This window comes from Rhizobium sp. PP-F2F-G48 (genome assembly GCF_004342335.1).
In the GTDB taxonomy this organism is placed as follows: Bacteria; Pseudomonadota; Alphaproteobacteria; order Rhizobiales; family Rhizobiaceae; genus Ferranicluibacter.
The window spans coordinates 173,452-199,242 of sequence record NZ_SLVH01000003.1; the positions used below are offsets into that span (position 1 = coordinate 173,452).

Genomic DNA, 25,791 nt, shown 5'->3' on the forward strand with positions numbered 1-25,791 from the left:
GCGCCCATCCGTCTTTCCCGCGCCGTCGCTTAAATTATTGATTTTGACGTAAACGTCAACTGCCGATCTCCGACCGCTACGTGGGCGCCGTTCGCCCTTGCAACGGCGTCTGGCCTCGCAACCAAAATCTGGGCCTCGAAACGAAGTCTTGCCTTGCAACGAAACTGTCATAGAAGATCGATACAGCACGATCCCGGCCGCCGGATATTCCGTCATGAACCTTGTTTCGCCTGAAATTCCCGGCCTCGTCTGGGCCTATCGCTTTCCTCCGGGCCAGAGCCGTGGCGAGCGCATTTCCGCCGATGCGCCGCTTGCGGCCTTGAGCGAGGGCGATGGTTGGCTCTGGCTGCACCTGGCGCTGAGCGATGCGCGCACGCCGGCGCTGATCCAGAAGATCTGCGACCTGCCGCCGGATGCGCTGGCCACCCTGTCGAGCCACGACACGCAGGCCGCGATCACCACCGACGAGGCCATGGTGCACGGCACGCTGGTCGATTTCGAACGTACGTTCGACGAGATGACGAAGACGATCGGCTGGCTGCATTTCGTCGTCACGGACAAGGTGATCGTGACGACGCGGCTGCACCCCTTGCGCAGCATCGACCGGGTCAAGACAGCGATCGAGAAGAATCCGCGCTGCCTGCGTCCGATCGACCTGTTCGAGATGATGGTGATCGAGTTCCAGCGCACGCTGATCGGCCTTGTGCTCGAGCTGACGGAAGAGCTGAACGTCATCGAGGACGAGGTCTATGGCGAGGCCGGGCACAACGACCAGCCGCGGCTGGCGCCGCTGCGGCGAACCGCCGTGCGGCTGCACCGGCATCTGCGCACGCTGCTTGCGCTTCTGCGCCGTGCGGCGGCATCCGACGACGACGAGGTTCCCACCGGTTTCATCGATGTTGCCGAACGCCTGACCGACAGGTTGGAGACGGTGGACCGCGACGTGTTCGCGCTGCAGGAGCGGGCGCGGCTGCTGCATGAGGAGATCGACAGCAAGCTCTCCTCGGAGACCAATCGCCATCTCTACATCCTGTCGCTGATGACGGCCTTTTTGCTGCCGCCGACGCTCGTCACCGGCTTTTTCGGCATGAACACCAGCGACCTGCCGCTCTCCGGCGGCATCCATGGCACGCTGTTTGCCGGCGTCTTCATCGTCATGTCCATGGCGTTCGCCTGGACGATCCTGAAGCGCATCGGCATTCTCTGAGACCTCGCTGAACTGCGACGCCCCACCGTGATGCCCCACCGTGATGCCCCAATGCGAAAAGGCACCGGTCAACCGGTGCCTTTTCGTCAATCATATATCAACTCAGCAGATCAATAGGGCGAGTTGCACTGGCGGCGCGGGCCGTTGTTCGGCTGATAGGTGTTGTCGTAGGCGCGATACGAACGGTAGCGGTTCTGGCACCAGGCGACATGGCTGCCGCCGACGCGGACCGGCCGGTCATTGTTGACGGCACCGCCGATGATGGCGCCTGTCGCGAAGGCTGCGAGCGGGAACCACATGCCGTTATATTCGCGGTAGCCACGACGGCGTTCGCGATAACCGCGGTGGCCGTTGTAGTAATAGGCATTGTTGCGGCGGTGATAGCCGCGGCGGCGCCAGTCTTCGCGATCGCGATTGCGGTACTGCACGGGCTCGGCTGCATTCACCGTCTGGACCGGCTTCTGGACCGGGATCGGCACCATGGCCTGGACCGGCACGAACGAGGTGATGAAAAGCGCTGCGGAAAGGCCGGCGGCCGACAGGAGCTTGGCGTTGAAGAGACCCATTGTTTCCTCCGAGAATTTTTATTGTAATTCTGATCGAACGACCGGGCGGGGGCACGGTATCCGCTGGTCTGACAACGGGCGACGGACCTGTTGGTTCCCCCGGCCGGCACGCGGCGCGCGCCATTTTGCGCGGGTTAACGGCGCGTTAACCATGTGAGCGCAGCATTGCGCCCATGTCCACCACCGCCAGAATCATTGCCGGCGCGTTACAGCCTTCGCCAGGAGGGCCCATCGGCGTGGTCGTCAGGCCCCTCGTCGCTCTCGTCGCGGGCCTCGCTTTCTCGCTCGGCAGCCTGTTTCTGCCGCAGACGGCGCGCGCGGTCGATCAGGAACCGTGGAAGAAGCCGGAACCGGCGCTGGTTATCGACGCCTACGAGCTCAACATCGTCGACTGGCAGGAGATGCTGAAGAACAAGCGCATCGCCGGCTTCGTTTCCAAGGCCTCGGACGGAATGCCGGAGAGTTTTTCCTGCACAGGCGACCACAAGGGCGACAGTTTTGCGCACTGCAAGACGATGTGGCGGAAGTATGCGGTCAGCCGGGAGCTCTATCAGACCCGCCGCATGGTGGCGCGAGCGAGCGGCTTGCTCTGGGGCGCCTATCATCTGGCGCGGCCGGGCAACCCGATCGAGCAGGCCAACCACTTTCTCGACTATGCCGAGCCCGCGGCCGACGAGCTGATGGTGCTCGACATCGAGGGCATCGATCCGGAAAACTTCATGTCGCTCGCCGACGGCGAGATCTTCGCGCAGCACATCAAGACCCGCACCGGGCGCTATCCGATGCTCTACACCAACCACACGACCGCCCGCCATATCGCCGAAAACCGGGCGCTCTACCCGATCCTCTCGCGCCTGCCGCTCTGGTATGCGCGCTACAAGCCGGGCATTCGCGATGTCTTTCCGATGGGCAACTGGGACAGCTACGCGCTGTGGCAGTTCTCCTCCGGCGCCAATTGCAACAAGCGCCGCTGCCCCTATCGCATCGGCGGAACCCTGCCGGACATCGACGTCAACGTCGCCCCGATGGATGCGGCACGGCTGAAGGTGGAATGGGCCAAGGGCGCGCTGCTGCCGGAGAAACCTTTGCCTTCGGACCCTGCACCAGCTCAGCCGGTGCCCGCCATACCGACGCTCGACCCGCCCGTGGTGACGCTGGTTGCCGCCAACGGCGCACGCCCCGTCTGCATCGGCACGCAGGCAGCGCTTGGCCAGCCAGCGCTCAGCCAGGCAACGCTTGGCCAGGCAGAGCTGGGCGTGGACGGCATGACGACCTCCTCGATCGCCACGCGCGGCCCGCGGATCGCCTCGCGATAGGCGCATTTGCGGCCTCTGGCAGATGGGCGGGCTCGGCCCCGTCCCTATCCCTGCCCCTGTCCGGCCCCTCAAGCCTCGATCTGCACGTCCGTCAGGGGGCGGGAGCAGCAGGCGAGGATATAGCCTTCCTCGACTTCCTCATCGAGAATGCCGCCATTGTGGTTCATCTCCACCTCGCCGGAAATCTTCATGACGCGGCAGGTGCCGCAGAGGCCGCCTTCGCAGGCGGCACCGATGCGAACGCCGGCGGCGCGGGCGGTCTGGAGCACCGTCTGGCCGGGAACGCATTTGGCTTCCTTGCCGGCCATGGTGAAGGTCACGATGGGCGCGACGACCGGCTGGTCGCCGTCCGTCTCGCCGGCCCCCTCGCCCGCACCGGCGCGAACGGCGAGTTCATCGACATTGGGTGCCGCGGCGGGCTGGAAGCTTTCCTCGTGATAGCGCGCCATGTCGAAGCCGGACGCCTGCAGCATCTCGCGCACGCCGCGCATGAACGGCTCCGGGCCGCAGCAGAACACGGTGCGGCTCAGGAAATCGGGCGCGAGCAGCGCCACCTTGGCCGCATCGATGCGGCCGCGCAGGCCGTGCCAGCCATGGCGGGGCTCGTGGCCTTCCACGACGAAGCCGAGCGACAGGTTCGGCATGCCGGGGCTGAGCGTTTCCAGTTCGCGCCGGAAGAGCAGATCGTCCGGGCGGCGGGCGCAGGAGATGAACGCGACGTCGGTCTGCGGCGCGCAATCGGAAAACCAGCGCGTCATCGACATCATCGGCGTGATGCCGGAGCCGGCCGAGACGAAGAGGTATTTTTCGCCGGGATAGCGCACGAAGGAGAAATCGCCGAGCGGGCCGAAGGCTTTCAGCGTCATGCCCGGGCGCAGGTTTTCGAACATCCAGCGCGTGCCGATCGAGGTCGCCTGTGCCTTGACGGTGACGGCGATCGAGAACGGGCGCGACGGGGTCGAGGACAGCGTATAGGTCCGCATCACCGGATCGTCCGCCGTCACCGGGATTTCGAGCGTGACGAACTGGCCCGGCAGATAGCGGAACCAGCCATCGCGATCGGACTTGAACACGAAGGTCATGACATCCGGCGCTTCCGTCGTCACGGCGATGCATTCGAGCAGGTGCTGGCGGTCGTTCCAGGGCTGAAGCTCGTCGAAATGGCGGAATGGCGATGCGGAGGTCCTGCCCTGATCCATGCTCGTCCCCGTCGCTTGACCCTGCTTGTCGCTCATCTCAGGCCACGCGCACGAGCGGCGCGTGGACGCCGTTCAGGCGGTTCTGCATGAACTGGGTGTACCATTCGACGAACTGCATGACGCCGCCTTCGTGCTCGGGCGAGTACGGGCCCGGCTCATAGGCCGGCGAGCGGATGCCGAAGGCGTTTTCCTCGACGATCCGGCGATCCTGGTCGTTGGTCTCGGTCCAGACATGCGTCAGTTCTTCGAGATTGTAGTCGACGCCTTCGACCGCATCCTTGTGCACCAGCCATTTGGTGGTGACCTGCGTCAGCTCCGGCCCGAGCGGCAGCACGCGGAACGTAATGGCGTGGTCGGCCAGCACGTGGTTCCAGGTGCTCGGATAATGGAACATCAAAAGCGTGCCGATATGGCTCTGGGTGACGTCGTCGGAGAGGCGGCGCTTGACGGCGCGGGCGCCGGACATGGTGTAGCTCTCGGCATCCTCGATGAGCGGCATGCGGGCGACGCGGAACTGGCCGGTCGGATCGATGCGGAATTCGCTCGGCAGGCCGGAGGCTTCGCAGCGGCTCCAGTGCTCGGAAATGACCGGATCGTCCTTGGCGCCCTGCACGCCGGTGGCCGAGGGGGCTTCCGGATAGGTGCGGCAAAGCTCCGGGTGATTGCTGGCGCAGTGGTAGCACTCGCGGTTGTTTTCCCAGACGAGCTTCCAGTTGCCCTTTTCCACGATCGTGCTTTCGAATGCGACCTTCGTGTCCTTGAGATTGTGCGGCGCGATGTAGGAGGTGACCATGTCGCGCACGGGCGCAAAGTCCAGCGGCTCGGCGGCCAGGCTGATGAAGATGTAGCCGCCGATGGTTTCGCAGGCGACCGGCTTCAGGCCGTGGGCCGACTTGTCGAAATCCTCGCCCATCTGGCGGGCGAACATCAGCTTGCCGTCCAGCTCATAGGTCCAGTTGTGATAGGGACAGACGAGCTTGGCCGAGGCGCCCTTGGCCTGCGTGCAGACGCGCGAGCCGCGGTGGCGGCAGGCATTGTGCAGCGCATGGATCGCGCCCTGGCGGTCGCGGGTGACGACGACGGGGTAATCGCCGACCTGAACGGTGAAATAGTTGCCGGCCTTGGGGATCTCGCAGTCATGGCCGATGAAGAGCCAGTCCTTGTACCAGATCTCTTCCAGATCGATCTTGTAGAGATCGGGATCCGTATAAAACGCCTGCTCGAGGCTGTGGGTCTCGCGCCGGTTCCGGAGCGTGCGGAGCACTTCGCTGCGAAAATCCATCTTCCCGTTCCTTTAAACGACGGACCCCGCGGCGGGGCCGTATTCAGGGCTGGTCCGCTCGGGCGAGCTTTTCGTGCTCGACCCTCAAGACCCCGCCGCACCAAGACATTCCACATCATCGATCGTCACAGTATGGGCAGTCGCAGTATAAACCGTCTCAGGAGAACAGTCATACTGGCACCAAGACGGGTGTCCGGGCTCAGGGGCCTTGGCCGTGCCGATCTGCCGAGGGGTGCACCCTCAAGACGGATCTGCCGGCTCATGCTCCACCACCGTTGCGGGCGCAGCGCCGGGTTTCGACCGGCTTCCCAGATTGTCCGGATCCTTTGGGAACCGGCGCCTTGAGCCTCTCTATCTAACGCCGCGTCGCCCGATTTCAGAGGCCAAGAAGCGACACGCGATTTGAGAAAGACGACACGCGCAATCGCCGGCTTTTTCCAGGTCTTTGAAAGCCGATCCGTGAAGATAAACAAGGCGATGCGCGAAAACCCGCCAGATGTCGATTGTCCGGTCGTTCGGCAGGCAGCGCGCTGGATGCCCGTTTGCGACATGAACGGGTTCAGGCGTGACATTCCGGACCCGTGCCGCCCCCAAGACGGCATATCAGCGATCACGCAAGCCTCGCGCCATGGCGGGACCGTAAAAGCGATGAAAAGGAAGATCACCGATGCTGGACCAGACCATGGCCAAACTGCGCTACTTCGATGATACCAAGACGCCGCCCGCGGACCAGCGCGGGGGCATCTACACCGATTACCTTCGCACCGGGCGCATCAATCGCGGGACGACGGAGGCGCGCACGGCCAAGCGCTACCTGACGCACCAGCAGGTGGCCGAACGCACGGGGCGCAAGCTGGAAACCGCCGGCACGCTCGCCTACGACCGCATCAACGGCTTCCACGCCTCCATCCGCTTTCCCAAGATGATCTTCCACCGCACGCTCGACGACAGCCCGCACCTCGGCTACTGCCACGTAACGGCGGCGCGGTCCAAGTTCGCGGACTATGACGATGTCCGCTGGTCGTTCTACATGGCCAATTTCTTCTGCGAGATCGGCAAGGACGAGCATTTCTTCGACGACGTCCGCCGGGGATATTCACGCATGTACTTCGCCGTCGCGATGGACCTCGACCGCGAGCAGGGCAAGCTGGTGATCAACCGGACCGTCCGCGATGGCGGCCTTCTCTTCCGCACGCAGGACCCGAAGACGGCGCTGAAGAACGTGCTGATGCTGGGTGCCCGCAACGACGCGCTGCGGACGATCATCCGCGCGCTCTGAGGTTCGACGTCTTTCCGCCTTTTCGGCTTTGCGCTTTTTCGCCCTTGCGCTTTTTCGCCTGTCGTTTCCGCAAAAGCGCTGCACAGTTTGCGCGACATGCTTTAAGACGTCCCCCTCATCGGACGGAAGCGTGAAAGCGGCATGGCAGAGATCATCGACACGACCCTGGACCCGGCGCGGGCGCTGGACCGCGCGGTGGCGGTGCTCGGCCAAGGCCGGCCGATCGCCCTGCCGACCGAGACCGTCTACGGGCTTGCGGCCGATGCGACGCGGGCCGATGCGATCGCCTCGATCTACGAGGTCAAGGGTCGCCCGCGCTTCAACCCGCTGATTTCCCACGTGTCCGACATGGCGATGGCCGAGCGCCATGGCGCGTTCGATCCCGTCTCCCGCCGGCTGGCCGAGGCCTTCTGGCCGGGACCGCTGACGCTGGTCGTCGCGCGGGCGCCCGGCAGTGCCGTGCATGCGCTGGCGACGGCCGGGCTCGATACGCTGGGGCTGCGCATGCCGGCCGGCTTTGCGCGCGAGGTCATCGCAGCCTTCGGCCAGCCACTGGCGGCGCCGAGCGCCAACACGTCGGGGCGCATCAGCCCGACGACGGCCGCACATGTGGCCGACGATCTCGGCGGTGCCATCGACCTCATCCTCGACGCCGGGCCGGCGGGCATCGGGCTCGAATCGACCATCGTCAAGATGGAGAACGGGCAGCTTCGCCTGTTGCGGCCCGGCGGGCTCGAGGCCGACGAGATCGAGGCCGTGGCCGGGCAGCGGCTGCTGCGGCCGGCGGCGGCGGGGGCAGCGATGACGGCGGCAGGGGCCGCCCTGGAAGCGCCCGGCATGCTCGCCTCGCATTATGCGCCCGCAGCCTCGGTTCGGCTGGACGCGACCGAGGTGCGGCCGGGCGAGGCCCTGATCCGCTTCGGCGGCAGGGCGCTTCCGGGCGAAGACAGGGCCGCGCTCGTGCTCGACCTCAGCCCGTCGGGAAGCCTCAGGGAAGCCGCCGCCCATCTCTTTTCCTATATGAAGCAGGCGGACGCGACCGGTGCCCGGACGATCGCCTTTTCCGCCATGCCCGCGGACGGCCTCGGCGAGGCGATTCGCGACCGGCTGGAACGGGCGGCAGCGCCCCGCTGAGACCGAGACCGCGACCGAAACGGACACAATGAAAGCGCCCGACATGACGAACGACCTGACGAACACCGTTCCCTCGCCCGACCTCGTCCAGCGCTTCGTCGATCTCGTCGGCGGCCATGCCGAGGTGGGCGCCGATGTCGAGGATCGCTATCTCGTGGAGACGCGCGGGCTCTATCGCGGCACGACGCCGGCGGTGCTGAAGCCCGGCAGCGTGGCGGAGGTTTCGGCGATCCTGACGCTTGCCAGCGAAACCGGCGTCGCCATCGTGCCGCAGGCGGGCAATACCGGCCATGTCGCCGGGCAGATCCCCCGCACCGGTGCGGCCGACATGCTGCTGTCGCTGGAGCGGATGAACCGCATCCGCGACGTCGATCCGGTCGGCAATGTGATCGTGGCGGATGCCGGCTGCATTCTCGCGGACATCCAGGCGGCGGCCGACCGGGTGGACCGGCTGTTTCCGCTGTCGCTCGGCTCGGAGGGCTCCTGCCGGATCGGCGGCAATCTCTCGACCAATGCCGGGGGAACGGCCGTGCTGGCCTATGGCAACATGCGCCAGCTCTGCCTCGGGCTGGAGGTGGTGCTGCCGACCGGGGAGATCTGGGACGGGCTGCGCCGCTTGAAGAAGGACAATACGGGCTACGACCTGCGCGACCTGTTCATCGGCGCGGAAGGCACGCTCGGCGTCATCACCGGGGCGGTGCTGCGGCTATTTCCAAAGCCGCTCGGGCACGAAGTGGCGCTTGTGGGCCTGCGCACCGTCGAGGCTGCGCTGGCGCTGTTCGAGCGGGCGTCCACGCTCTGCGGGCAGACGCTGACCGGATTCGAGCTGATGCCGCGCATCGGCATCGCGTTTTCGATGCGCAACATTCCGGGCGTCACCGATCCGATGGCGACGGTCCATCCCTGGTACGTGCTGATCGATATCTCGAGCGCCGACAGCGCCGAGAGCGCGCAGCGGACCATGGAAACGTTGTTATCGGGGGCGCTTGAGGACGGTCTTGCGGACGACGCGATCGTCGCCTCCAGCGAGGCGCAGCGCAAGGCGCTCTGGCACATGCGCGAAAGCCTGTCGCTCGCCCAGCGTCCCGAGGGCGGCTCGATCAAGCATGACGTGTCGGTGCCGATCGCCAGCATCCCCGCTTTCATGGCCGAGGCCGACGCCGCGGTGATGGCGGCGATCCCCGGCGCGCGGATCTGCTCCTTCGGCCATATGGGCGACGGCAATATCCACTACAACATCTCCCAGCCGGTCGGCGCGGACAAGCAGGCATTCCTCGGGCGCTGGCGGGAGATGAACGCCATCGTGCATGGCATCGTGCTCGCGCATTCCGGCTCGATTTCCGCCGAGCACGGCATCGGCCAGCTGAAGCGCGACGAGCTGGCGGAGGTCAGGCACGGCATCGAGATCGAGCTGATGCAGCGGATCAAGCATGCCTTCGACCCCGCCGGCATCATGAACCCCGGCAAGGTGCTGCAGATCAGACCCTGAGGCGATTGCCTCGCTCAGCCTGAAGACGGCGCGTCAGCCGCCCCGGCGCAATTGCGCGATGGCGAGCAGCGAGTCGCCGCTGATCCCCGCACTCCCGGCCGAGGAATTGAAGATCGCCAGCGCCGGAGAGGTGTCCGTGTCGTTTTCCAGATCGTAGAGCGCGGTAAACCGCTTCATCAGCTTTTCGAGCTTTTCCGGATCGTGAAGATCCTTCACGTCGAGAACGCGCTTGATGTAGTCGGCCTGAACGTCGACATCGGCGCTGCTCATCTCCTCCGGAATGCTGAAGGTGGTGCGCACCACCTGCATCAGCGGGGTATCGGCGAGGATATCGTAGACGGAGCCGATGCCGGAGGCCATGCGGCGGAAATAGAGCGCGAGGCGCACGCCTTCATTGTCCGCGCCCGTCTGCTCTTCCAGCGTCTGGTTGAAATAGAGGTCCTCCGTTTCCAGAAGCCCGCGGCGGGTCTGGATCTGGTTTTCCTGCGGACGCACCGTCTTGCCGGTCGCATCGAAATTGAAGGAGGCGACGAGTTCGCGGTAGCGCGGGTCGGCCTCCGTGTTGATCAGGCTCTCCGGGTCGGAGAGATCGGAGGTGAAGACCGTCTTCAGATAGTCCTTCGGCACGGTTTTCGGATCGATGCCGGTGGCGACCAGGATGAAATCCGTCATGCGCGTGTTCTTCAGGAGATCCTCGAGCGTACCGATCTTCTCCATCTCGGCGGCATAATATTTCGCCTCGGTCGTGGCGTCCGTCTTGTCCTTCTCGGTGCCGAACTGGCTCTTGGTCAGCACATAGGCCTTGGAGATCTGCAGGATTTCCGATTGCGACTGCGCGAGCTTCGGCGCGCCGATCTTGCCGTCGGTCTTGAAGTTGAAGGCATTGGTCAGCTTGACGTAGCGGTCGTCCTTCAGCGAATTCACGTAGCTCTTCGGGTCGTTGACGTCGCTGGTCAGGATCAGGCGCAGTTCGCGCACGGTCTTGCCCTCGTTCTCCACGCCGAAGGCCGAGAGCGCGAGCTTCAGCGCCTGCGGATTGGACAGGAATGTATCGACCGTGTCGACCTTGCCGATCAGCGCCTTGTAGGACGAGATCAGGGTTTCGTCGGCCGCATCCGCCACGTCGTTGTAGCGGTTCATGTAGTTTGACGAAGCTTCCGCCGTCTGGGACGCGGTCTGGGCCGTCTCGCCTGAGGCCAGCGTTCCATCCGGCAGGAAGTTGAAGCCGGCGGCGAGCGTCTTGTAGGCGGCGTTGTTTTCGGCGCCGGTCGTGTTGGCATAGCTTGCGGGATCGTTGAGATCGCTGGTGATGATGGCCTTGAGCACCGTGGAAGACGTCGCGCGCGGGATGCCGTAGGCCGTGACGATGAAGGCGCGCATGCGGCTGTCGGCGAGCAGGTCGGTCGCGGTCGCGAAATCGTTGACGTGCGCCTCGAAGTAATCCTTGTTGATCAGCGCCCCGGTGCCGGTCAGACGCGGCGCGGAGGCAAAATGGAGCTCGCGCATCGACGCCTTGTCGCTGTCGCCGACGAGCGGACCCGAGGCCGGCGCCGTGCCGTCGGTGTTGAATTTGAAGGCCGTCGCCATCGCCTTCAGATTGGTGGCAAGCGAGGCTGTGTAGTCCAGCTGCGCATATTCGCTCGACAGCGCCGACACATTGGCGGCTGTCTGCGATTCCGGCGGGAGTTCGGCATTGCGAGCGTCGTAGATTGCCTGCTGCTCGCTGATCCTTGCCTGGATGGCCGGCTGGTCGGCGCCGGGCTGCGACAGGCTCGCGGTCAGAGACGTGATCTGTGCTGCGGCCGAGGAACGCTCGTCGTATTTCGCGACCAGTGCCTCGATCTCGGCACCGCGACCGGTGAGAGAACTTCCCGCGCTCTGCTGCAGCGTGTTGATATAGCTTGCGGGGTCATTGAGATCGCTCGTCAGGGCATCGCGGACCTGCGTGAAATTGTAACTGTCCGGATTGAGGTTGAAGAGCGGGAAGGCATAATCGCGCAGCCGGTCGTTCTGGAGGAACTGGTCGACCGTCTTGATATTGCCGTCCTTGGTCATTGCGTCGAAATAGTTCACCTCGGTGTTCATCGCGCTGTCGGCATTGGCGATGTTGGTGTTGTAGAGACCGATCACCGCATCTTCCTGCGCGGTGGTCTGTGCCACGGTTGCGGACTTGTCGAAGCTGAAGGCCATCGCGAAATTGCGATAGCGATCGTCCGATAGCTGGTTGGCGTAGCTCTTCTCGTCGGTGAGGTCGCTTTCCAGCACCTTCTTCATGAAGGCCTTGGCGTAGGTCATGTCCTCGAGGCCATGCGCCTTCATGGCATAGGAATAGAGACGGTAGTCGTCGAGGAAGGCCTCGACCGTCGTGACCTTGCCGATGTTGTCCTTGTAATACTGGGTATCGCGCTCGACGACCTTCTGCTGGGAGACGCGGTTGATGCTCTCCCGCATGTCCCGAACGATGAGATTATAGTCGAGATAGGTCGATGCCATCTGCCGCCCTGTCGCTGCCGAATCCGCAGGCGCAGCGCGCGCCGCAAGGCACGCCCCGGCACGCTGCGGCCATGTCGCGCCACCATGACGTCTGCTGCTTGCGCGAGGCTTTTTTTCGGAAAATGCGCGGGACCGCGTTGACGTCTTTTAAACCGTAAAGGCTCGACTTTTGCTAACCATCGGAGAATGCAAAGTTTTTTAACCGCGAATTTTAAGCGCTCTCAAACAGCCGCCGCCTATGTTGAGGTCATAGAAGACGAAAACGTCTCACTGAGAAAAGACCGGAAACCGGCTCTCATCGGTAAAACAAGGGCGAAATGACCATGCTGAAAACCGTTTCTCAACCTGCCTGGGTCGACACTGCACTGCGGCTCGACCCGAAGCGTTTCCCGCAACATGCAAGCTATGCACTGCCGGGCACACGGAGCAATGTGACGATCAGCCTCGACGAACGCGGCGCCGTCATGCGCAAGGTTCTGCCGTCGAGCGGCCTGCCGCTCTCCATCGCGCTGCCGGCGCGGGCCTTCAAGGGCGTTGCCGCCCGCGCCATCGATCATGGCGACGGCGACGTCACGGTCACGCTCGAACTGCACCATGACGATCCGGACCTGTGCGTTCCCCTGCTCGTTGCCCACGACCTTTCCGATATCGCCGCCGACTGGCGCGCCTGGTCGGAAGCCTATCGCATTCCCATGCTGATGGTGGAAGCCGACGGGGTTGCCCGGCCGCTCGACAATCATCTCGGCGAGGTGAAGACCCATGCGATCGTGCCGCGTCGTCGCCATTCGCTGCACGCCAAGCGCCGTCCGCGTTTCCTGATGCGCCGGACCACCGGCAGCCTCGGCGTGGTCATGAAGATCGACGGATCCGAGATCATCGCGCGCAGCTGATCTCTCCCGACCGGTTCTCCGGTCTTCCCTTCTCCAGTGCAGAAAGTCGGCCGTTCCCTGCGGCCGGCTTTTTGTTTGTGGAGAGAGGCCGTTCCGCCTTCCCGTTTCGGAACAATCCGGTCCTCGTTCCTGTTGGTCGTCGTGATAACGAGGATCCTCCGATGACAGACGACAAGCAGACACCCGACACCGCTCCGAGCAAGCCGAAGACCGACGCCGAACGCGAAGAGCTCCTGAAGGAGGCCGACCAGAACCGGGTCGACAGCGACGATGGCGAAGACGCGGTCGTGCCCGATCCGGCCAATGACTGGCCGGCCGCCTGAGGCCGATCGGAAGGTTCGTTTTTGCCGCAGTCTCCGCGCCGAAGCGACGCCGCTTCGGCTGGCGGATCTAGATCAGCCGCACCAGGAAGGCGGCCATGAGGCCTGCGAAGATGATCAGCCCGACCATGCCGTTGAAGCGGAAGAGGGTCAGGCACTGCCCCGCATCGTGGATGTCGAGGACGAGGATCTGGTAGACCAGCATGACGGCGGCGGCCGCGAGCGCGAGATAGGCGAGCGCGCCGGCACCGGCGAGCGCGAAGGATAGCGCGAGCAAAACGACGGTGAGGCCGTAGAGCGCCACCAGCCAGGGTTTTGGCCGTTCGCCGAAGCGGCGCGCGGTCGAGCGGACGCCGACCAGCGCGTCGTCCTCCCGGTCCTGATAGGCATAGATGGTATCGTAGCCGATCGTCCAGGCGATGGCGGCGAGGTAGAGCACCACGGGCGCGGCCGAGAGCTGGCCGAATTCCGCCGCCCAGCCCATGACCGCGCCCCAGGAAAAGGCCATGCCGAGGAAGAATTGCGGCCAGTCGGTGAAGCGCTTGGCAAAGGGATAGATGGCGACGAAGCCGAGCGACAAAATGCCGAGCACGATGGCAAAGGCATTGAACTGCAGGAGGACGACGAGGCCGACCAGCGCCTGCAGCGCCATGAAGATCTTCGCATTGCGGCGCGACACCCGGCCGGACGGCAGCGGGCGCGAGCGCGTCCGGGCGACCGCGCCGTCGATCGTCTCGTCGACGATGTCGTTATAGGTGCATCCCGCCCCGCGCATCGCGATCGATCCGATCAGAAACAGCACGAGATGCCAGAAGAGGCGCCCGACGGCCACCGTTCCCGGAAGCATGGCCGCGTTTGCGGCGAGCGCGACCGACCAGAAGCACGGCCACATCAGAAGCTGCCAGCCGATCGGCCGGTCCCACCGGGCAAGCTGGGCATAGGGCCAGAGCGCGCGCGGCAGGATGCGATAGACCCAGTTGGTCGATGGCGCATCGAAGACGCGGCCGCTGTCGGAAGGCAGAGTGTTCATGCCCTCCTGTTTGCCGTCTTGCCCCGGCCCGGTCAACCCGCCTCGACGTCCGTTCAGAACGGCTTGAAGGGTCCGTTCAAGCCGGCTTGAACGGTCCGATCAAAACGGCTTGACGATGACCAGGAGCACGATGAGCAGCATGACCACGAGCACGATCGCGCCGGCATGGCGGGCATAGGCCGGCGGGCTGCGGTTCGGGTCGGCCGCGGTGCGGCGCAGGGCGCCCGACAGCATGCCATGCAGCGCCGAGAGGGCGACGACCAGCAGCAGCTTGGTATGGAGCCAGGGCGCGGAGAACCAATCGCCCTGCCAGGCGGCGATGATGCCGAACAGCCAGGTCAGACCCATGGCCGGCGATGTGACGCGCCCGTCCCAGCGCTTGACCGAGGCGATGACCGCGGTCTCGCGCTCGGTGCGCGGACATTGCGCCCGCGCCAGCCAGAGATGGATCGCCGACAGGAGAACCATGCCGCCCATCCAGGCGACCATGCTGGCCACGTGAAGGGATTTGATCAGAAGATAACTCAAGGCGATGTCTCCTCGCTGACGCCGCCGAGACCCGGATCGGTTCGACGGCTTGAATGATGGTTTCGACACGTCCAGGCAAGCGCCCGGCCGTTTGTCGTCCCGCAGGTTCTACAGAAAAAACCGCTGCGGTCGAACAGGCATTCGATGTCGCGCCCTTTGCAATGGCGCCCAGCCGACCCGGTCGAGACCGGCCCGGTGCCCGACAGGGCCGCGATGGTCTTTGCCTTGCGGACGCAAACACTTGACGTTGCTTGCCTCTTTCCCGCTGAAGGGTGTGGCAGCGTAAAGTTTCGGCAAGCTTTAGCGTCTATTATCGCTTACGACCATGGAAAGGACGCCGGATGCGACAGGGACTTGCAGCGACAACGCTTTTGCTCGGCCTTTTCGGCTGCACGACGCTGGCGCGGGCGGAAACGCTGAACCTTCTCATCTGGGAGGCCTATATCGATCAGGCCATTCTCGACGCCTGGACCGCCTCGACCGGCATTGCGGTGCGGCAGATCTACTTCGACAGCGGCGATGCGCGCGACGAGATCCTCGCCGATCCCAACAGCAATATCGACCTCAGCGTCGTCGGCGAGAACGGCAGCGCCCTCTTCGGCAAGCGCGGCATCCTCGCGCCGATCGGCGAGGACAGCGTGCCGTCGCTGAAAGATTACAAGACGCAATGGACGGCGCGCTGCGGCGGATACGGGGCGCCCTACCTCTGGGGCACGATGGGAATCGTCTATCGGTCCGACAAGGTCACGACGACGCCCACCTCCTGGAAGGACCTGATGCAGCCGGCGCCGGCGCTGAAGAAGCACATCGCCATGTATGACGATCACAACGAGGCTTTCATCGCGCCCCTGATCCTGCTCGGCAAGTCGATCAATGCCAATGACAGCGAGACGCTGAAGCTGGCCTTCGAACTGATGAAGGCGCAGGCACCGTCGGTTCTGACCTACGACTACGTCATCACCTCCATCGACAATCCCGATTACGGGCGCGAGATCTACATGGCGCTCGCCTATAGCGGCGACCAGAAGGTGCTGAACGAGAAGATGGGGACGGCCGACGTCTGGCGCTATGCCGTGCCGCAGGAGGGCACGCTCTCCTGGCTCGACTGCCTGGCCGTCACCGCCTCCTCGCCCCGCAAGGCGCAGGCGATGAAGCTGCTCGACTATATCCTTTCCGCCAAGAGCGCCGCCCTGAACGCGCAGACGCTCGGCATGCCCGCGTCCAGCACCGCAGCGCTCGCGCTCATTCCCGATACGATCAAGGCCGACCCGGCGATCTACACGCCCGAGGCGATCCTCAAGAGAAGCCAGTACCAGACGGAGCTTTCGGTTTCCTCGATCCAGACCCGACGCCGGATCATCAGCGCCATGGCCAACTTCCAGTGACACTCGGCAAGCGCGCAGTCTTCCTGATTTTTCCGATCGTTCTCGCCGGATATCTCCTGGCGGCAAGCCTCGTCTATGTCGTCGAGAGCAAGGCGCTGCTGTCGCTCGAAAAGGCGCGCCTCTCCCAGCAGCTCGACCATGCCGAGGCGCTGTTCCGCACCGACGCGAACCAGAGCCGCAGCTTTCTCTATTCGCTGCTGGAGGGAAATGCCGTTCGCCTGTTCGTGTCCGAGCCGGACGACAGCTATCGCAACAATGCGCTGTCTCTGCGCATCCAGGCGTCGATCCGGTCGCTGTCGGACGATCCGCGCGCCTATGTCTCCTTCTCGATTTTGCAGCCGGACCTCTCGATCGGCTACTATTTCGAGAACAGCGACGATCCGTTCGCCGAGGTCAGCCCGGCACAGATGCAGCTGGCGCAGGCGCTGGCAAAGAGCGAGGTTCTGCGCAACTGGACGTTCCTCGACGGGGGCGCGGGGGAAAAGCGGCCGCTGCTCGTCTATTCCGAATATATCGACCCCACGACCTTCAGCCGGGCACTGCCGAGCAACCGGACCCGGGCGCTTCTCGTCCAGGTCGCCATTCAGCCGGACCAGTTCCTGGCGATGCTGCAATCGCTGAAAGCCGAATACGGCGCCGAGCCGCTGCTGACGACGCAGGCTCTGACCGAGACGGATGCGGATGCACTTTCCGCCTCGGTCGAGCTGATCCCGCAATTGCACCTGACGCTGCGCATTTCCGACGCCTATGCCTCGAGCGCGATGTGGCAGCTGAAGCTGGTGCTGGGGATCGGCACCATCGGCATGAGCCTTCTTTCCATCGGCCTGATGATCGCGCTGATCCGCCGCTTCATCACCGATCCGATCGCCGCGCTCGACCAGCAGGTGACGGCGGTAATGGACGAGAGGACCGAGCAGATCGTCGATGTCGGCGGCGACGGCGAGATCGGCCGGTTGACCGGCAATATCAAGAAGCTGCACGACCAGTCGTCGAGCGCGCTGCGCCGCGTGCAGGAGGCCTCCTGGACGGACCCGCTGACGGGCATGCTGAACCGCAGCCGCTTCAACATGCTCGCCGGCCGCATCGTGCAGCACGCGGTCGATGGCCATGGCAGTGCCGCCCTCCTCTTCATCGACATCGACCACTTCAAGTTCGTCAACGACAAGTACGGCCACGAGGTCGGCGACGCGCTGCTGCGCATTTTCGCGGTGCGGGTGCGCGACGCCATCGCACCGATCATGACGCGTCGCGGGCTGCCGGGCGCTATCCTGGCCCGCCTGTCGGGCGACGAGTTCGCCGTTCTCATCCAGGCGGAGCCCGGCACCGGCGCGATCCGCGAGACCTGCGACGCGATCCTTTCCCTGTTTGCCCAAGGCTTCGAGGTGCAGGACAAGGTGCATCCCGTCACCGCCAGCATCGGCGTCGCCATCTGCCCGCTGGATGCGGAAAGCGTGGCCGAACTGATCTCCAATGCCGATGCGGCGATGTACCAGGCCAAGACCAGCGGCAAGAACCGCTCGTCGCGCTTCTCCCGCGCGCTGCAGGACAAGCGCGACCGGGTGCGCCAGATCCAGGACGAGCTGCGCGTGCTCGATCCGGACGAACAGTTCCACCTCGTCTATATGCCGATCGTGGACCAGAGGGGCACCGTCACCGGCTGCGAGGCGCTGCTGCGCTGGACCTCGCCGACGCTCGGCCGCGTGACGCCTGACGAATTCGTGCCGATCGCGGAAAGCTCCGGCCAGTTCACCAAGATCGACTGGTGGGTGGTCTCCCGCGCCATGGCCGATTACGACAAGATTTGCGCCATGTTCGGGCCGCAGGCGGTGCTGGCGATCAACATCTCCTCGGCCGAGCTGCATTCGCGCAGCATCGGCGACCATTTTACCCGCGAAGCCGCCCGGCATGGCATCGCGCCCGACCGGATCGAGATCGAGCTAACGGAGACCTTCGCCGTCAAGCTCGGCGACCAGCTGCATCGCAACATCGAGGCGCTGCGCAGCCGCGGCTTCCGCATTTCGATCGACGATTTCGGCGCGGGCTACACCTCCGTGCAGCAGATCATCGAATACACCGCCGACACGATCAAGCTCGACCGGGCGATCGTCGAGACCATGGCGACGGCAGACCTCTCCCCCGCCCTGACGGCGCTGATCGCGCTTTGCCATGCGCGCGGCATGTCGGTCATCGGCGAGGGCGTCGACAGCGTCGAGAAGGTCGATTTCCTCACCCGTGCCGGCTGCGACCACTTCCAGGGCTACCTCATCTCCAAGCCGCTGGCGCTGGACGAGCTCGGCATCTGGGCGCTGCAGCAGGTGCGCGAGACAGGGATGGGGCTGCCGGACGAGCGTCCGCTGACCTACGTCCCACGCGCCCGCGGCACGCTGCGTCTCCTCTAGTTCCAGACGCACCGCGACAAGCCTGAGCGGGTGCAGAAACCATTTTTCCTTGACCCGGCGGGAGCGCCGCTCTAACCGCAACAGCAAGGTTTGCTTCCCCGGTTGCTTCCCGCGTTTGGTTTAAGGACGAGATACGATGAAGGTATTGCTGATCGGTTCGGGCGGGCGCGAACATGCCCTGGCTTGGAAGCTTGCCCAGTCGCCCCGCCTCACCCAGCTTTTCGCCGCCCCCGGAAATCCGGGCATTGCCGATGTGGCGACGCTGATCGAGATCGACGTGGAGAACCACGAGGCGGTTCTCTCCTTCTGCCTCAGCGCCGGGATCGAGTTCGTCGTGGTCGGCCCCGAGGCGCCGCTGGTCGCCGGCCTTGCCGACATGCTGCGGGCGGAAAACATCCTCGTCTTCGGCCCCTCGCAGGCGGCAGCCCAGCTCGAGGGCTCCAAGGGGTTCACCAAGGATATCTGCGCCCGCTACGACATTCCGACCGGCGCCTATCGCCGGTTTACGGAGGCCGCCCCGGCCATCGCCTATATTCATGAACAGGGTGCGCCGATCGTCATCAAGGCGGACGGGCTTGCGGCCGGCAAGGGCGTCACGGTCGCCATGACCGTCGCGGAGGCCGTCGATGCGGTCGAGGCCTGCTTCTCCGGCTCGTTCGGGGCGGCCGGTGCCGAGGTCGTGGTCGAGGCTTTTCTGGACGGCGAGGAGGCGAGCTTCTTCTGCCTCTGCGACGGCAAGACCGCGCTGCCGCTCGGCTCCGCGCAGGACCACAAGCGCGTCGGCGAAGGCGATACGGGGCCGAACACCGGCGGCATGGGCGCCTACTCCCCCGCCCCGGTGATGAGCGACGACATGGTCGAGCGCACGATGCGCGAGATCATCGCGCCGACGCTCGCCGGCATGGCCGAGAGCGGGCATCCGTTCGAAGGCGTGCTGTTTGCCGGGCTGATGATCACCGAAAAGGGTCCGGAACTGATCGAGTACAATGTGCGCTTCGGAGATCCGGAATGCCAGGTGCTGATGATGCGGCTGAAGAGCGACCTGCTGCCGCTGCTGCTCGCATCCGCGACCGGCGGGCTGGCCGGCCTTGAGGCGGACTGGCGCGAGGAGACGGCGCTGACCGTGGTGATGGCCTCCAAGGGCTATCCCGCAGCCTATGACAAGGGCACGCCCATCGCCGCGCTGCCGCCGGAAGAGGCGGCGATGAAGGTGTTTCACGCGGGCACGGCGCTGAAGGACGGGGCGCTGGTCGCGACCGGCGGACGCGTGCTCAACGTGACCGCCATCGGCGACACGGTGGAAGCGGCGCGGGATGCGGCCTATGCCGCCGTCGACAAGGTTTCCTGGGACAACGGCTTCTGCCGGCGCGACATCGGCTGGCGCGCGATCGGCCGCACCGCCTGAACGCGGTTTCCGTCGAGGGCCGCATTTTCGCGCCGTTCATTCAAATTTTACCAATTCTCCTGACGGGACCGTAACCGCGGACCTTTATCGTGCTCCCAGATATGTGGGAGACACTGATGCGCGGATTTCTGCTGGCGAGCATCGCCTTTGCCTCGGCCATCCCGGCCCTGACCGCTTTTTCGGCCACGGCCTCGTCGCTCGAATACCTGCACGCGCCGCCGACCTCGACGCCGAGCGTGACGGTGATGCCGTGCACCGCGTGTCCGGCCCTCAAGCCCGATGCGCGCGAGGTGACTTATGTCGTGCCCGCGCTCGAGCCCGGCACGGATCGAAGCGAACTCAAGGAAATCAACGGCGAAATGAAGATCGTCCGGGCGGAAGCCTGGCTCGGCGGCTCGCCCGTGACCTTCGTCAGCAAGGCATCGGACGCGGATATCAAGCTTGCGCGCGGCGAGCCGGCTCAGCCTGCCCTTGCAATCCAGGCCGTGGCGATCAGTGCGACAGCGATCAGTGCGGTCGGCGGCAGCGCGGCGGCGGAAACCGGCATGAACGTCGCGGTGGACACGGCGATGACCACGGCGTCGCTCAGCCCGACGACGGCGATCTCGATCGCTTCGGCCTCGGTGGCCGCGTCCCCAGGCGTTTCCGCGGCGCCCAGCAGCCCTCCGCCGGCCGCCGAATCATCTTCACACGATTTTGATGGGCAAAGCCTTCAGCTTCGGTTAAACTGATCGCGACTTCCAGTCCCTGCCCTCGCCGGCCTCCAGGCCTCACGGGCAAGCGCCTTGTCAAAAGGCAGAAAATTGCGTCCCTGAGAGAAGCAGGGGCGCAATTTTTTTTTGTGGGCTATGGCCGTTCCCGATCGAAGCTATCGATCTCGGCCGCCATCAATCTCCGCCGCCATCAATCTCGGCCGCCATCAATCTCTTCAACAAGGGCGTCGATCTCGTGATCGGCAAAGACCCGGATGCCGTTGCGGCGCAGAAGCGCCGCGGCCACGCCCTCGCCGGCCTGCTTTCGCCCAGTAAAGCCGCCATCGTAAATGCTGCGCGACCCGCAGGACGGGCTGCCGTCGATCAGCAGCGCGTGGGTGCAGCCGGTCGCAAGCGCCAGGGCCAGCGCGTTTTCCGCCGCCTGCCGGAAGCCGTCGGTGATATCGCGCCCCGTCGCCTCGATGACGCGGGCCTCGCCCGCGAGCACATCCGCGCCGCTGCGGCCATCCGCGATTTCGGCGGGCGGGCGCGGCACGGGCATGCCGGCCGACATTTCCGGACAGATCGTCACCAGACGGCCCTCGGCCTGCCAGCGATCGAGCGCGGCATGGCGCAGCGGCTTCGCCTTGCCGTCATAGCGGACGGCCTGGCCCATGAGGCAGGCGCTGACGAGAATCTTTGACCCCGCGCCCACCGCTCCGCTTAGCCTGCAATGCGCGAGAAATCCGCAACCGTGCCGGTGGCGGCGCGGATGCGGCCGAGCAGTGCGAGGCGGTTCGCCCGGATCGCGGGGTTCTCGTCATTGACGAGGACATCGGCGAAGAACCGGTCGATCGGCGCCCGCAGCGTCGAGAGCGCTTCCATGGCGGCGCGGAAATCCTCGCGCGCGACCGCTTCGGCGGCGGTCGATGTCGCGGTGCCGACCGCGGCATAAAGCTCGCCTTCCGCCGGCAAAGCGAACAGAGCGGGATCGACCGTGTCCGTGATCACGGCGCCCTTCTTCTCTTCGGCCGCCAGAAGCTGCGTCGCGCGCTTGGTGCCGGCGAGCAGGTTCAGCCCCTCCTCCGACGTCACGAACGCCGTCAGCGCCTCGACCCGGCGGGCGACCATCAGAAGGTCGTCGTTGGCGGATGCGGCCTGCCCCTCATCCGCCCTCCGGGCACCTTCTCCCCGCAGGCGGGGAGAAGGGGAGGATAACGCAGAGGCTGCCGCTTCCTTCTCCCCGCCTGCGGGGAGACGGTGGCCCGAAGGGACGGATGAGGGGCCAGCCGCAAGCACGGCATCGATCAGGTCATGCCGCGCGCCGAGATCGCGGAGGTAGACTTTCAGGCGGTCGTGGAAGAAGGACAGGAGGTCGGCGGCCTGTTCGTCACCGAAGGTGCTGGCATCTCCGGCCTTGATATCGGCGACGACGCGGGGTCCATGCGCCTTGAAGACCGACGTGAGCGCGGCGCGGATCTTGCGCTCCAGCAGGACCCTGTTGACGCCCAAAGCCGCCCGCCGCAATGCGAACGGGTCCTTGGACCCCGTCGGCTTCTCGTCGATCGCCCAGAACCCCACCAGCGTATCGAGCTTGTCGGCCAGCGCGACCGTCAGCGAGACCGCGTCCGTCGGTACGACATCCGTCGGGCCCTGGGGCTTGCGGTGTTCGGCGATTGCGGTGGCCACGGTTTCGGTCTCGCCCTGCAGCAGCGCATATTTGCGGCCCATGATGCCCTGGAGCTCGGGGAACTCGCCGACGGCTTCGGTGCGCAGGTCGGCTTTCGAGAGCACCACGGCGCGATCGACCAGCGCCGGGTCCGCGCCGGTGACGGCGCAGAGATCGGCGGCGAGCGCGCGGATGCGCTGCACCCGTTCGCCCTCCGTGCCGAGCTTGGCGTGGAACGTCACGTTCAGCGCGTCGAGCTTGGCCATCCGCTGGTCGAGCGGTTTTGAAAGGTCGAGGTCGAATTTTTCGGCCGAGGGGCGCAGGGTTTCGAGGTCCGGCAGGTCGCCCTGGTCGCGGGTCCAGAAATGGCGGGCGTCGGAGAGGCGGGCGCGGACGACCTTGCCGTTGCCGTGGACGATCTCTTTGCCGCCATCCTTCGCCTCGATGTTGGAGACGAGGATGAAGTGGTTGGAGAGGGTCTCCTCGCCTGGACGGCGGGTGACGAAGCACTTCTGGTTGGTCTTGATGGTGAGCCGGATGATCTCGGAGGGGATCGACAGGTCGCCTTCGTCGAAGGTGCCCATCAGCACGACCGGCCATTCGACCAGACCCGAGACCTCTTCGAGCAGGCCTGCGTCCTCGACCAGTTCCAGGCCGCTTGCGAAAGCCAGATTGCCGGCGTCGGCGGCGATGATCTCCTTGCGGCGCTCGGCATCGAGCACGACCTTGGCTTTTTCGAGCTTCTCGACATAATCGGAGAAGCGGCGCACCGTGATCGCATCCGGCGCGTGGAAGCGGTGGCCATAGGTGACGTTGCCGGCGACCAGACCGTCGACCTCGAAGGCGATGACCTGGGTCTCCTCGTTTTCAGGGCCGAAGGTGCAGACGATCGACTGCAGCGGGCGCACCCAGCGCAGCGCGCCGGGACGGGTGGAGGCGACGCCCGAGCGCATGGAGCGCGGCCAGGGGAAATTGCGGATGATGCCGGGCATGACGTCGGCGACGATCGCCTCGGCGGCACGGCCGGGCTTCACCAGATGCGCGACGTAGAAATCGCCCTTCTTCGGATCGGAATGCACATGCGCCTCCGCGATCGAGCCGAGGCCTGCGGCGCGCAGAAAGCCTTCGATGGCCTTTTCGTTGGCGTCGGTGCGCGGGCCCTTCTTCTCCTCCCGCACATCGGCCGAGCGGGCGGTGACGCCGCGAATGTCGAGCGTCAGGCGGCGGGGCGTCCAGTATTCGCGGGCGCCCTCATAGGTCAGCCCGGCCTCGACCATGGCGTCCGTCAAGAGCTTCTTCAGGTCGCCGGCAGCCTTGCGCTGCATGCCGGCAGGGATTTCCTCGGAGCGAAGTTCAAGCAGAAGATCGGGCATGGCACTCAGACTTTTCGATGAAGCGAACGGATGCCCGTCGCCTTAGCAATCCCGGCCGGAAAAGTCACCAGAATAGGCGCGGTTTGGCCACCTTGTTTGCCAGCCCCGTTTGCCCGGGATCACGACCGCCTACCAGCCGCCGCCCCCGCCGCCGCCGCCACCGCCGCCGGAAAAGCCGCCGCCGGAGGAAAAGCCCGAACTGGAACTTTTCGGCGGCGGGGGAAGCGAGGACTGCATGGCGCCGGCCATCGAGCCGGCAAAGCCGCCCATGCGATCGCCGAAGCCGCCATAGCCGCCCTGGCCGGAATACCAGACGGGCGTGTAGGCGGCGGCACCGGCCGCGGCGGTCGCGAGCCAGGCGTCGAAGGTCTTCGACCAGGGTTTTTCCACCCCCAGCGCCACGGCATAGGGCAACAGGGTTTCATAATGCTTCGGCGACATGGTGGGCGCGCCGGCCATGTTCATGCGCTCCTGCTCGGCCAGCGTCAGATATTGCCGCAGGCCGGCGATATGGGCCGACAGGCGGGCGCCGACCGGCGTCGGGGCGCCCATGAGAAACAGGAAGACGAGATTGACGAGCACGATGCCGCCGATGCCGGCGAGCAGCGGGAGCTGGTGCGTCTCCACCGCATCGAAGGCGATGGAGGCGACGAGGCCGCCGAAGACGGTCACCCCGACGAAGCCGATGACCGTCAGCACGACGATGCCGGCGATGCGCCCGGCAAAGCTCGATGTGCGGCGGATGGACCGGCCGAAGACGGCAATGAAGATGGCGACGAAGACCGCAATGATCACGGGCACGATGACGATGGCCGCACCGGCATCGTCGAGCGTTCCGAGCACGAGGATCGCCAGGATGAAGACGATGGAAAGCGCGATGCCGGCAATGATCGTGCCGATATTCGCCTTGTAATATCTGCCGCGATGCTCGCTTTCCATCGCCTTGCGGAAGGCGTCTCCGGCTTTCTGCACGGCGGGGCCGTTCTCCCGGTCGATGACCAGCCGGCCGCCGGCCGCATCCACGGCCCGCATCAGGGCGGCCTCGCCGGTCGGCAGCGTGTCGGTTGCCGCTTTTCCCGTGGGCGTCTTGCCGGTGGCGGCGATGACGAGCGCGCTCTTCAGATCCTCCAGAACCACGCGGCCGGTGACGGCGAGGTTGAGGGCTTCGGCCGAGATCGCGGTCCAGCCGCCATCGGCAAAGCCGCGATTGTCGATGTAGTTGACCAGCGCCGGCGAGGCGTTTTCGGGCGGGTCCCAGCGCGGCACGACGACGCCGCCATCCGGATCGCGCCCGGCCCGCCGCCAGATCCAGCCGTAATAGACCGCGACGACCAGAAGACCGACGCCGGCCAGGATCGCGGCCATGTTTTCCTGCCACCAGGCCGCGCGCAGCTGCGCCTCGCTCGGCGGTGCGATCACGCCCTTCTTGAGGCGCATGACGATGGTCAGGCCCTCGTTCGGACCGAGCGGCTGCGTGGTGCGAAACGTCGCGCCATTGCCGGCCGGAGACCCGCGCGCGTTCTTTTCCTTGGAGCCATAGGCGCCGGTAAAGACATTCAGCGCCTGCGGCCGCGCGCCGCCCGGCAGCAGCACGGTGGCGCTCGCCTCGTCGATCGGAAAGGCCCAGCCGGTGCCCGTGACGTTCCAGAAAAGCTCGTCGTGATCCTCGAAATAGCGGATCTGGCGGTCGGTGGTGTAGGTCAGCGCGAAGGTATGGACGCCCTGCTCCAGAAAGACATCCTTGTCGCCGGTGTAGATGCGGATGCCGCCGTCGATGTTTTCGGTGCGCGAGGGTTCGGATTGCCCGTCGCGCTCGACCGAGACGAGGTTGAAGCCGACGCGGTGCGTGCGGCCATCGTCGGTCGTGTAGGTCAGCGGGAAATCGCGGTAGATGCCGCGCTTGATCAGGTTGCCGTCGGCGATCGCGCGGATGGTCTCGGTAACGGTGAGCGTGCCGTCGCGGGCGACCTCGATCTGCGCGTCGTAGGAGAGGATGCGCTCTTCGGCCGCGGCCGGACCCGCGGTGAGACCCGCGAGCAGGAGAAGGGCGAGCAGGAGAAGGGCGACGCCAAGCCCTGCGACGAAGCGCGACAGGCGCGATGCCGTCTCCCGCGCCTGCGCCATGCGTGCCACCA

20 protein-coding genes and 1 riboswitch are annotated in these 25,791 nt (G+C 65.4%); of the genes, 11 read left to right on the forward strand and 9 right to left on the reverse strand.

Annotation, left to right across the window (positions count from 1 at the left end; translation table 11 throughout):
- The first annotated feature begins 214 nt into the window (after positions 1–214).
- Entirely contained in the window at positions 215–1,207 is a 993-nt protein-coding gene (locus C8J36_RS08730; protein ID WP_132534189.1) for a transporter, read from the forward strand.
- A 110-nt stretch (positions 1,208–1,317) separates the two neighbouring features.
- Here C8J36_RS08730 and C8J36_RS08735 read toward each other — a convergent pair whose 3' ends face one another.
- Positions 1,318–1,773 (reverse strand): BA14K family protein, encoded by a 456-nt coding sequence (locus C8J36_RS08735; protein WP_132534191.1) that lies wholly within the window; start codon positions 1,771–1,773, stop codon positions 1,318–1,320.
- A gap of 293 nt (positions 1,774–2,066) precedes the next feature.
- Here C8J36_RS08735 and C8J36_RS08740 point away from each other — a divergent pair, with 293 nt between their 5' ends.
- Positions 2,067–3,089: a GH25 family lysozyme gene (locus C8J36_RS08740; protein WP_245506527.1), complete on the forward strand. Its 1,023-nt coding sequence runs from the start codon at positions 2,067–2,069 to the stop codon at positions 3,087–3,089.
- Between the two features lie 68 nt (positions 3,090–3,157).
- On the opposite strand, the gene C8J36_RS08745 is transcribed toward C8J36_RS08740, so the two are convergent.
- Together C8J36_RS08745 and C8J36_RS08750 are read right to left on the reverse strand one after the other, a co-directional pair.
- Positions 3,158–4,288 (reverse strand): hybrid-cluster NAD(P)-dependent oxidoreductase, encoded by a 1,131-nt coding sequence (locus C8J36_RS08745; protein WP_132534195.1) that lies wholly within the window; start codon positions 4,286–4,288, stop codon positions 3,158–3,160.
- A gap of 37 nt (positions 4,289–4,325) precedes the next feature.
- Positions 4,326–5,570, reverse strand: coding sequence for an aromatic ring-hydroxylating dioxygenase subunit alpha (locus C8J36_RS08750; RefSeq protein ID WP_062594601.1), 1,245 nt, complete (start codon positions 5,568–5,570; stop codon positions 4,326–4,328).
- 166 nt (positions 5,571–5,736) lie between these two features.
- Positions 5,737–5,929, reverse strand: a riboswitch (cobalamin riboswitch).
- Positions 5,930–6,252: 323 nt separating this feature from the next.
- On the opposite strand from C8J36_RS08750, the gene C8J36_RS08755 reads away from it, so the two are divergent.
- From C8J36_RS08755 to C8J36_RS08765, 3 genes are all read left to right on the forward strand, one after another.
- A complete protein-coding gene (locus C8J36_RS08755; protein ID WP_132534918.1) occupies positions 6,253–6,849 on the forward strand; it encodes a DUF6656 family protein in 597 nt (198 codons plus the stop codon).
- Positions 6,850–6,990: 141 nt separating this feature from the next.
- Positions 6,991–7,983, forward strand: coding sequence for an L-threonylcarbamoyladenylate synthase (locus tag C8J36_RS08760; RefSeq protein WP_062594600.1), 993 nt, complete (start codon positions 6,991–6,993; stop codon positions 7,981–7,983).
- Positions 7,984–8,026: 43 nt separating this feature from the next.
- Positions 8,027–9,472, forward strand: a complete 1,446-nt coding sequence (locus C8J36_RS08765; protein ID WP_207897481.1) for an FAD-binding oxidoreductase — start codon at positions 8,027–8,029, stop codon at positions 9,470–9,472.
- A 33-nt stretch (positions 9,473–9,505) separates the two neighbouring features.
- On the opposite strand, the gene C8J36_RS08770 is transcribed toward C8J36_RS08765, so the two are convergent.
- A complete protein-coding gene (locus tag C8J36_RS08770) occupies positions 9,506–11,965 on the reverse strand; it encodes a DUF1217 domain-containing protein (protein ID WP_132534197.1) in 2,460 nt (819 codons plus the stop codon).
- 323 nt (positions 11,966–12,288) lie between these two features.
- On the opposite strand from C8J36_RS08770, the gene C8J36_RS08775 reads away from it, so the two are divergent.
- Positions 12,289–12,855, forward strand: a complete 567-nt coding sequence (locus tag C8J36_RS08775; RefSeq protein ID WP_082477128.1) for a DUF6101 family protein — start codon at positions 12,289–12,291, stop codon at positions 12,853–12,855.
- A 161-nt stretch (positions 12,856–13,016) separates the two neighbouring features.
- Positions 13,017–13,178, forward strand: coding sequence for a hypothetical protein (locus tag C8J36_RS24855; protein WP_165915008.1), 162 nt, complete (start codon positions 13,017–13,019; stop codon positions 13,176–13,178).
- Between the two features lie 67 nt (positions 13,179–13,245).
- On the opposite strand, the gene ubiA is transcribed toward C8J36_RS24855, so the two are convergent.
- On the reverse strand, positions 13,246–14,205 hold the full coding sequence (ubiA, locus tag C8J36_RS08780; protein ID WP_132534199.1) for a 4-hydroxybenzoate octaprenyltransferase: 960 nt from the start codon (positions 14,203–14,205) through the stop codon (positions 13,246–13,248).
- A 99-nt stretch (positions 14,206–14,304) separates the two neighbouring features.
- A complete protein-coding gene (locus tag C8J36_RS08785; protein WP_132534201.1) occupies positions 14,305–14,733 on the reverse strand; it encodes a CopD family protein in 429 nt (142 codons plus the stop codon).
- A gap of 341 nt (positions 14,734–15,074) precedes the next feature.
- On the opposite strand from C8J36_RS08785, the gene C8J36_RS08790 reads away from it, so the two are divergent.
- The 4 genes from C8J36_RS08790 to C8J36_RS08805 all read left to right on the forward strand — a co-directional run bounded on the left by C8J36_RS08790 (position 15,075) and on the right by C8J36_RS08805 (position 20,653).
- Complete coding sequence (locus tag C8J36_RS08790; RefSeq protein ID WP_132534203.1) at positions 15,075–16,118, forward strand: spermidine/putrescine ABC transporter substrate-binding protein; 1,044 nt, start codon at positions 15,075–15,077, stop codon at positions 16,116–16,118.
- The gene (locus C8J36_RS08795; protein ID WP_132534205.1) at positions 16,115–18,517 is read left to right on the forward strand and encodes a bifunctional diguanylate cyclase/phosphodiesterase; all 2,403 of its coding nucleotides are present in this window, start codon (positions 16,115–16,117) and stop codon (positions 18,515–18,517) included. Before C8J36_RS08790 ends, C8J36_RS08795 begins: the two co-directional genes overlap by 4 nt.
- Positions 18,518–18,653: 136 nt before the next feature.
- A complete protein-coding gene (gene purD, locus C8J36_RS08800) occupies positions 18,654–19,922 on the forward strand; it encodes a phosphoribosylamine--glycine ligase (RefSeq protein WP_062594594.1) in 1,269 nt (422 codons plus the stop codon).
- A 116-nt stretch (positions 19,923–20,038) separates the two neighbouring features.
- Complete coding sequence (locus C8J36_RS08805) at positions 20,039–20,653, forward strand: plant virulence effector HPE1-like domain-containing protein (RefSeq protein ID WP_132534207.1); 615 nt, start codon at positions 20,039–20,041, stop codon at positions 20,651–20,653.
- A 172-nt stretch (positions 20,654–20,825) separates the two neighbouring features.
- On the opposite strand, the gene C8J36_RS08810 is transcribed toward C8J36_RS08805, so the two are convergent.
- From C8J36_RS08810 to C8J36_RS08820, 3 genes are all read right to left on the reverse strand, one after another.
- Positions 20,826–21,329 (reverse strand): DUF523 domain-containing protein, encoded by a 504-nt coding sequence (locus C8J36_RS08810; protein WP_281029230.1) that lies wholly within the window; start codon positions 21,327–21,329, stop codon positions 20,826–20,828.
- 8 nt (positions 21,330–21,337) lie between these two features.
- A complete protein-coding gene (gene glyS / locus C8J36_RS08815) occupies positions 21,338–23,656 on the reverse strand; it encodes a glycine--tRNA ligase subunit beta (RefSeq protein ID WP_132534209.1) in 2,319 nt (772 codons plus the stop codon).
- Positions 23,657–23,785: 129 nt separating this feature from the next.
- Positions 23,786–25,780 (reverse strand): DUF2207 domain-containing protein, encoded by a 1,995-nt coding sequence (locus C8J36_RS08820; protein WP_132534924.1) that lies wholly within the window; start codon positions 25,778–25,780, stop codon positions 23,786–23,788.
- Positions 25,781–25,791: the final 11 nt, after the last annotated feature.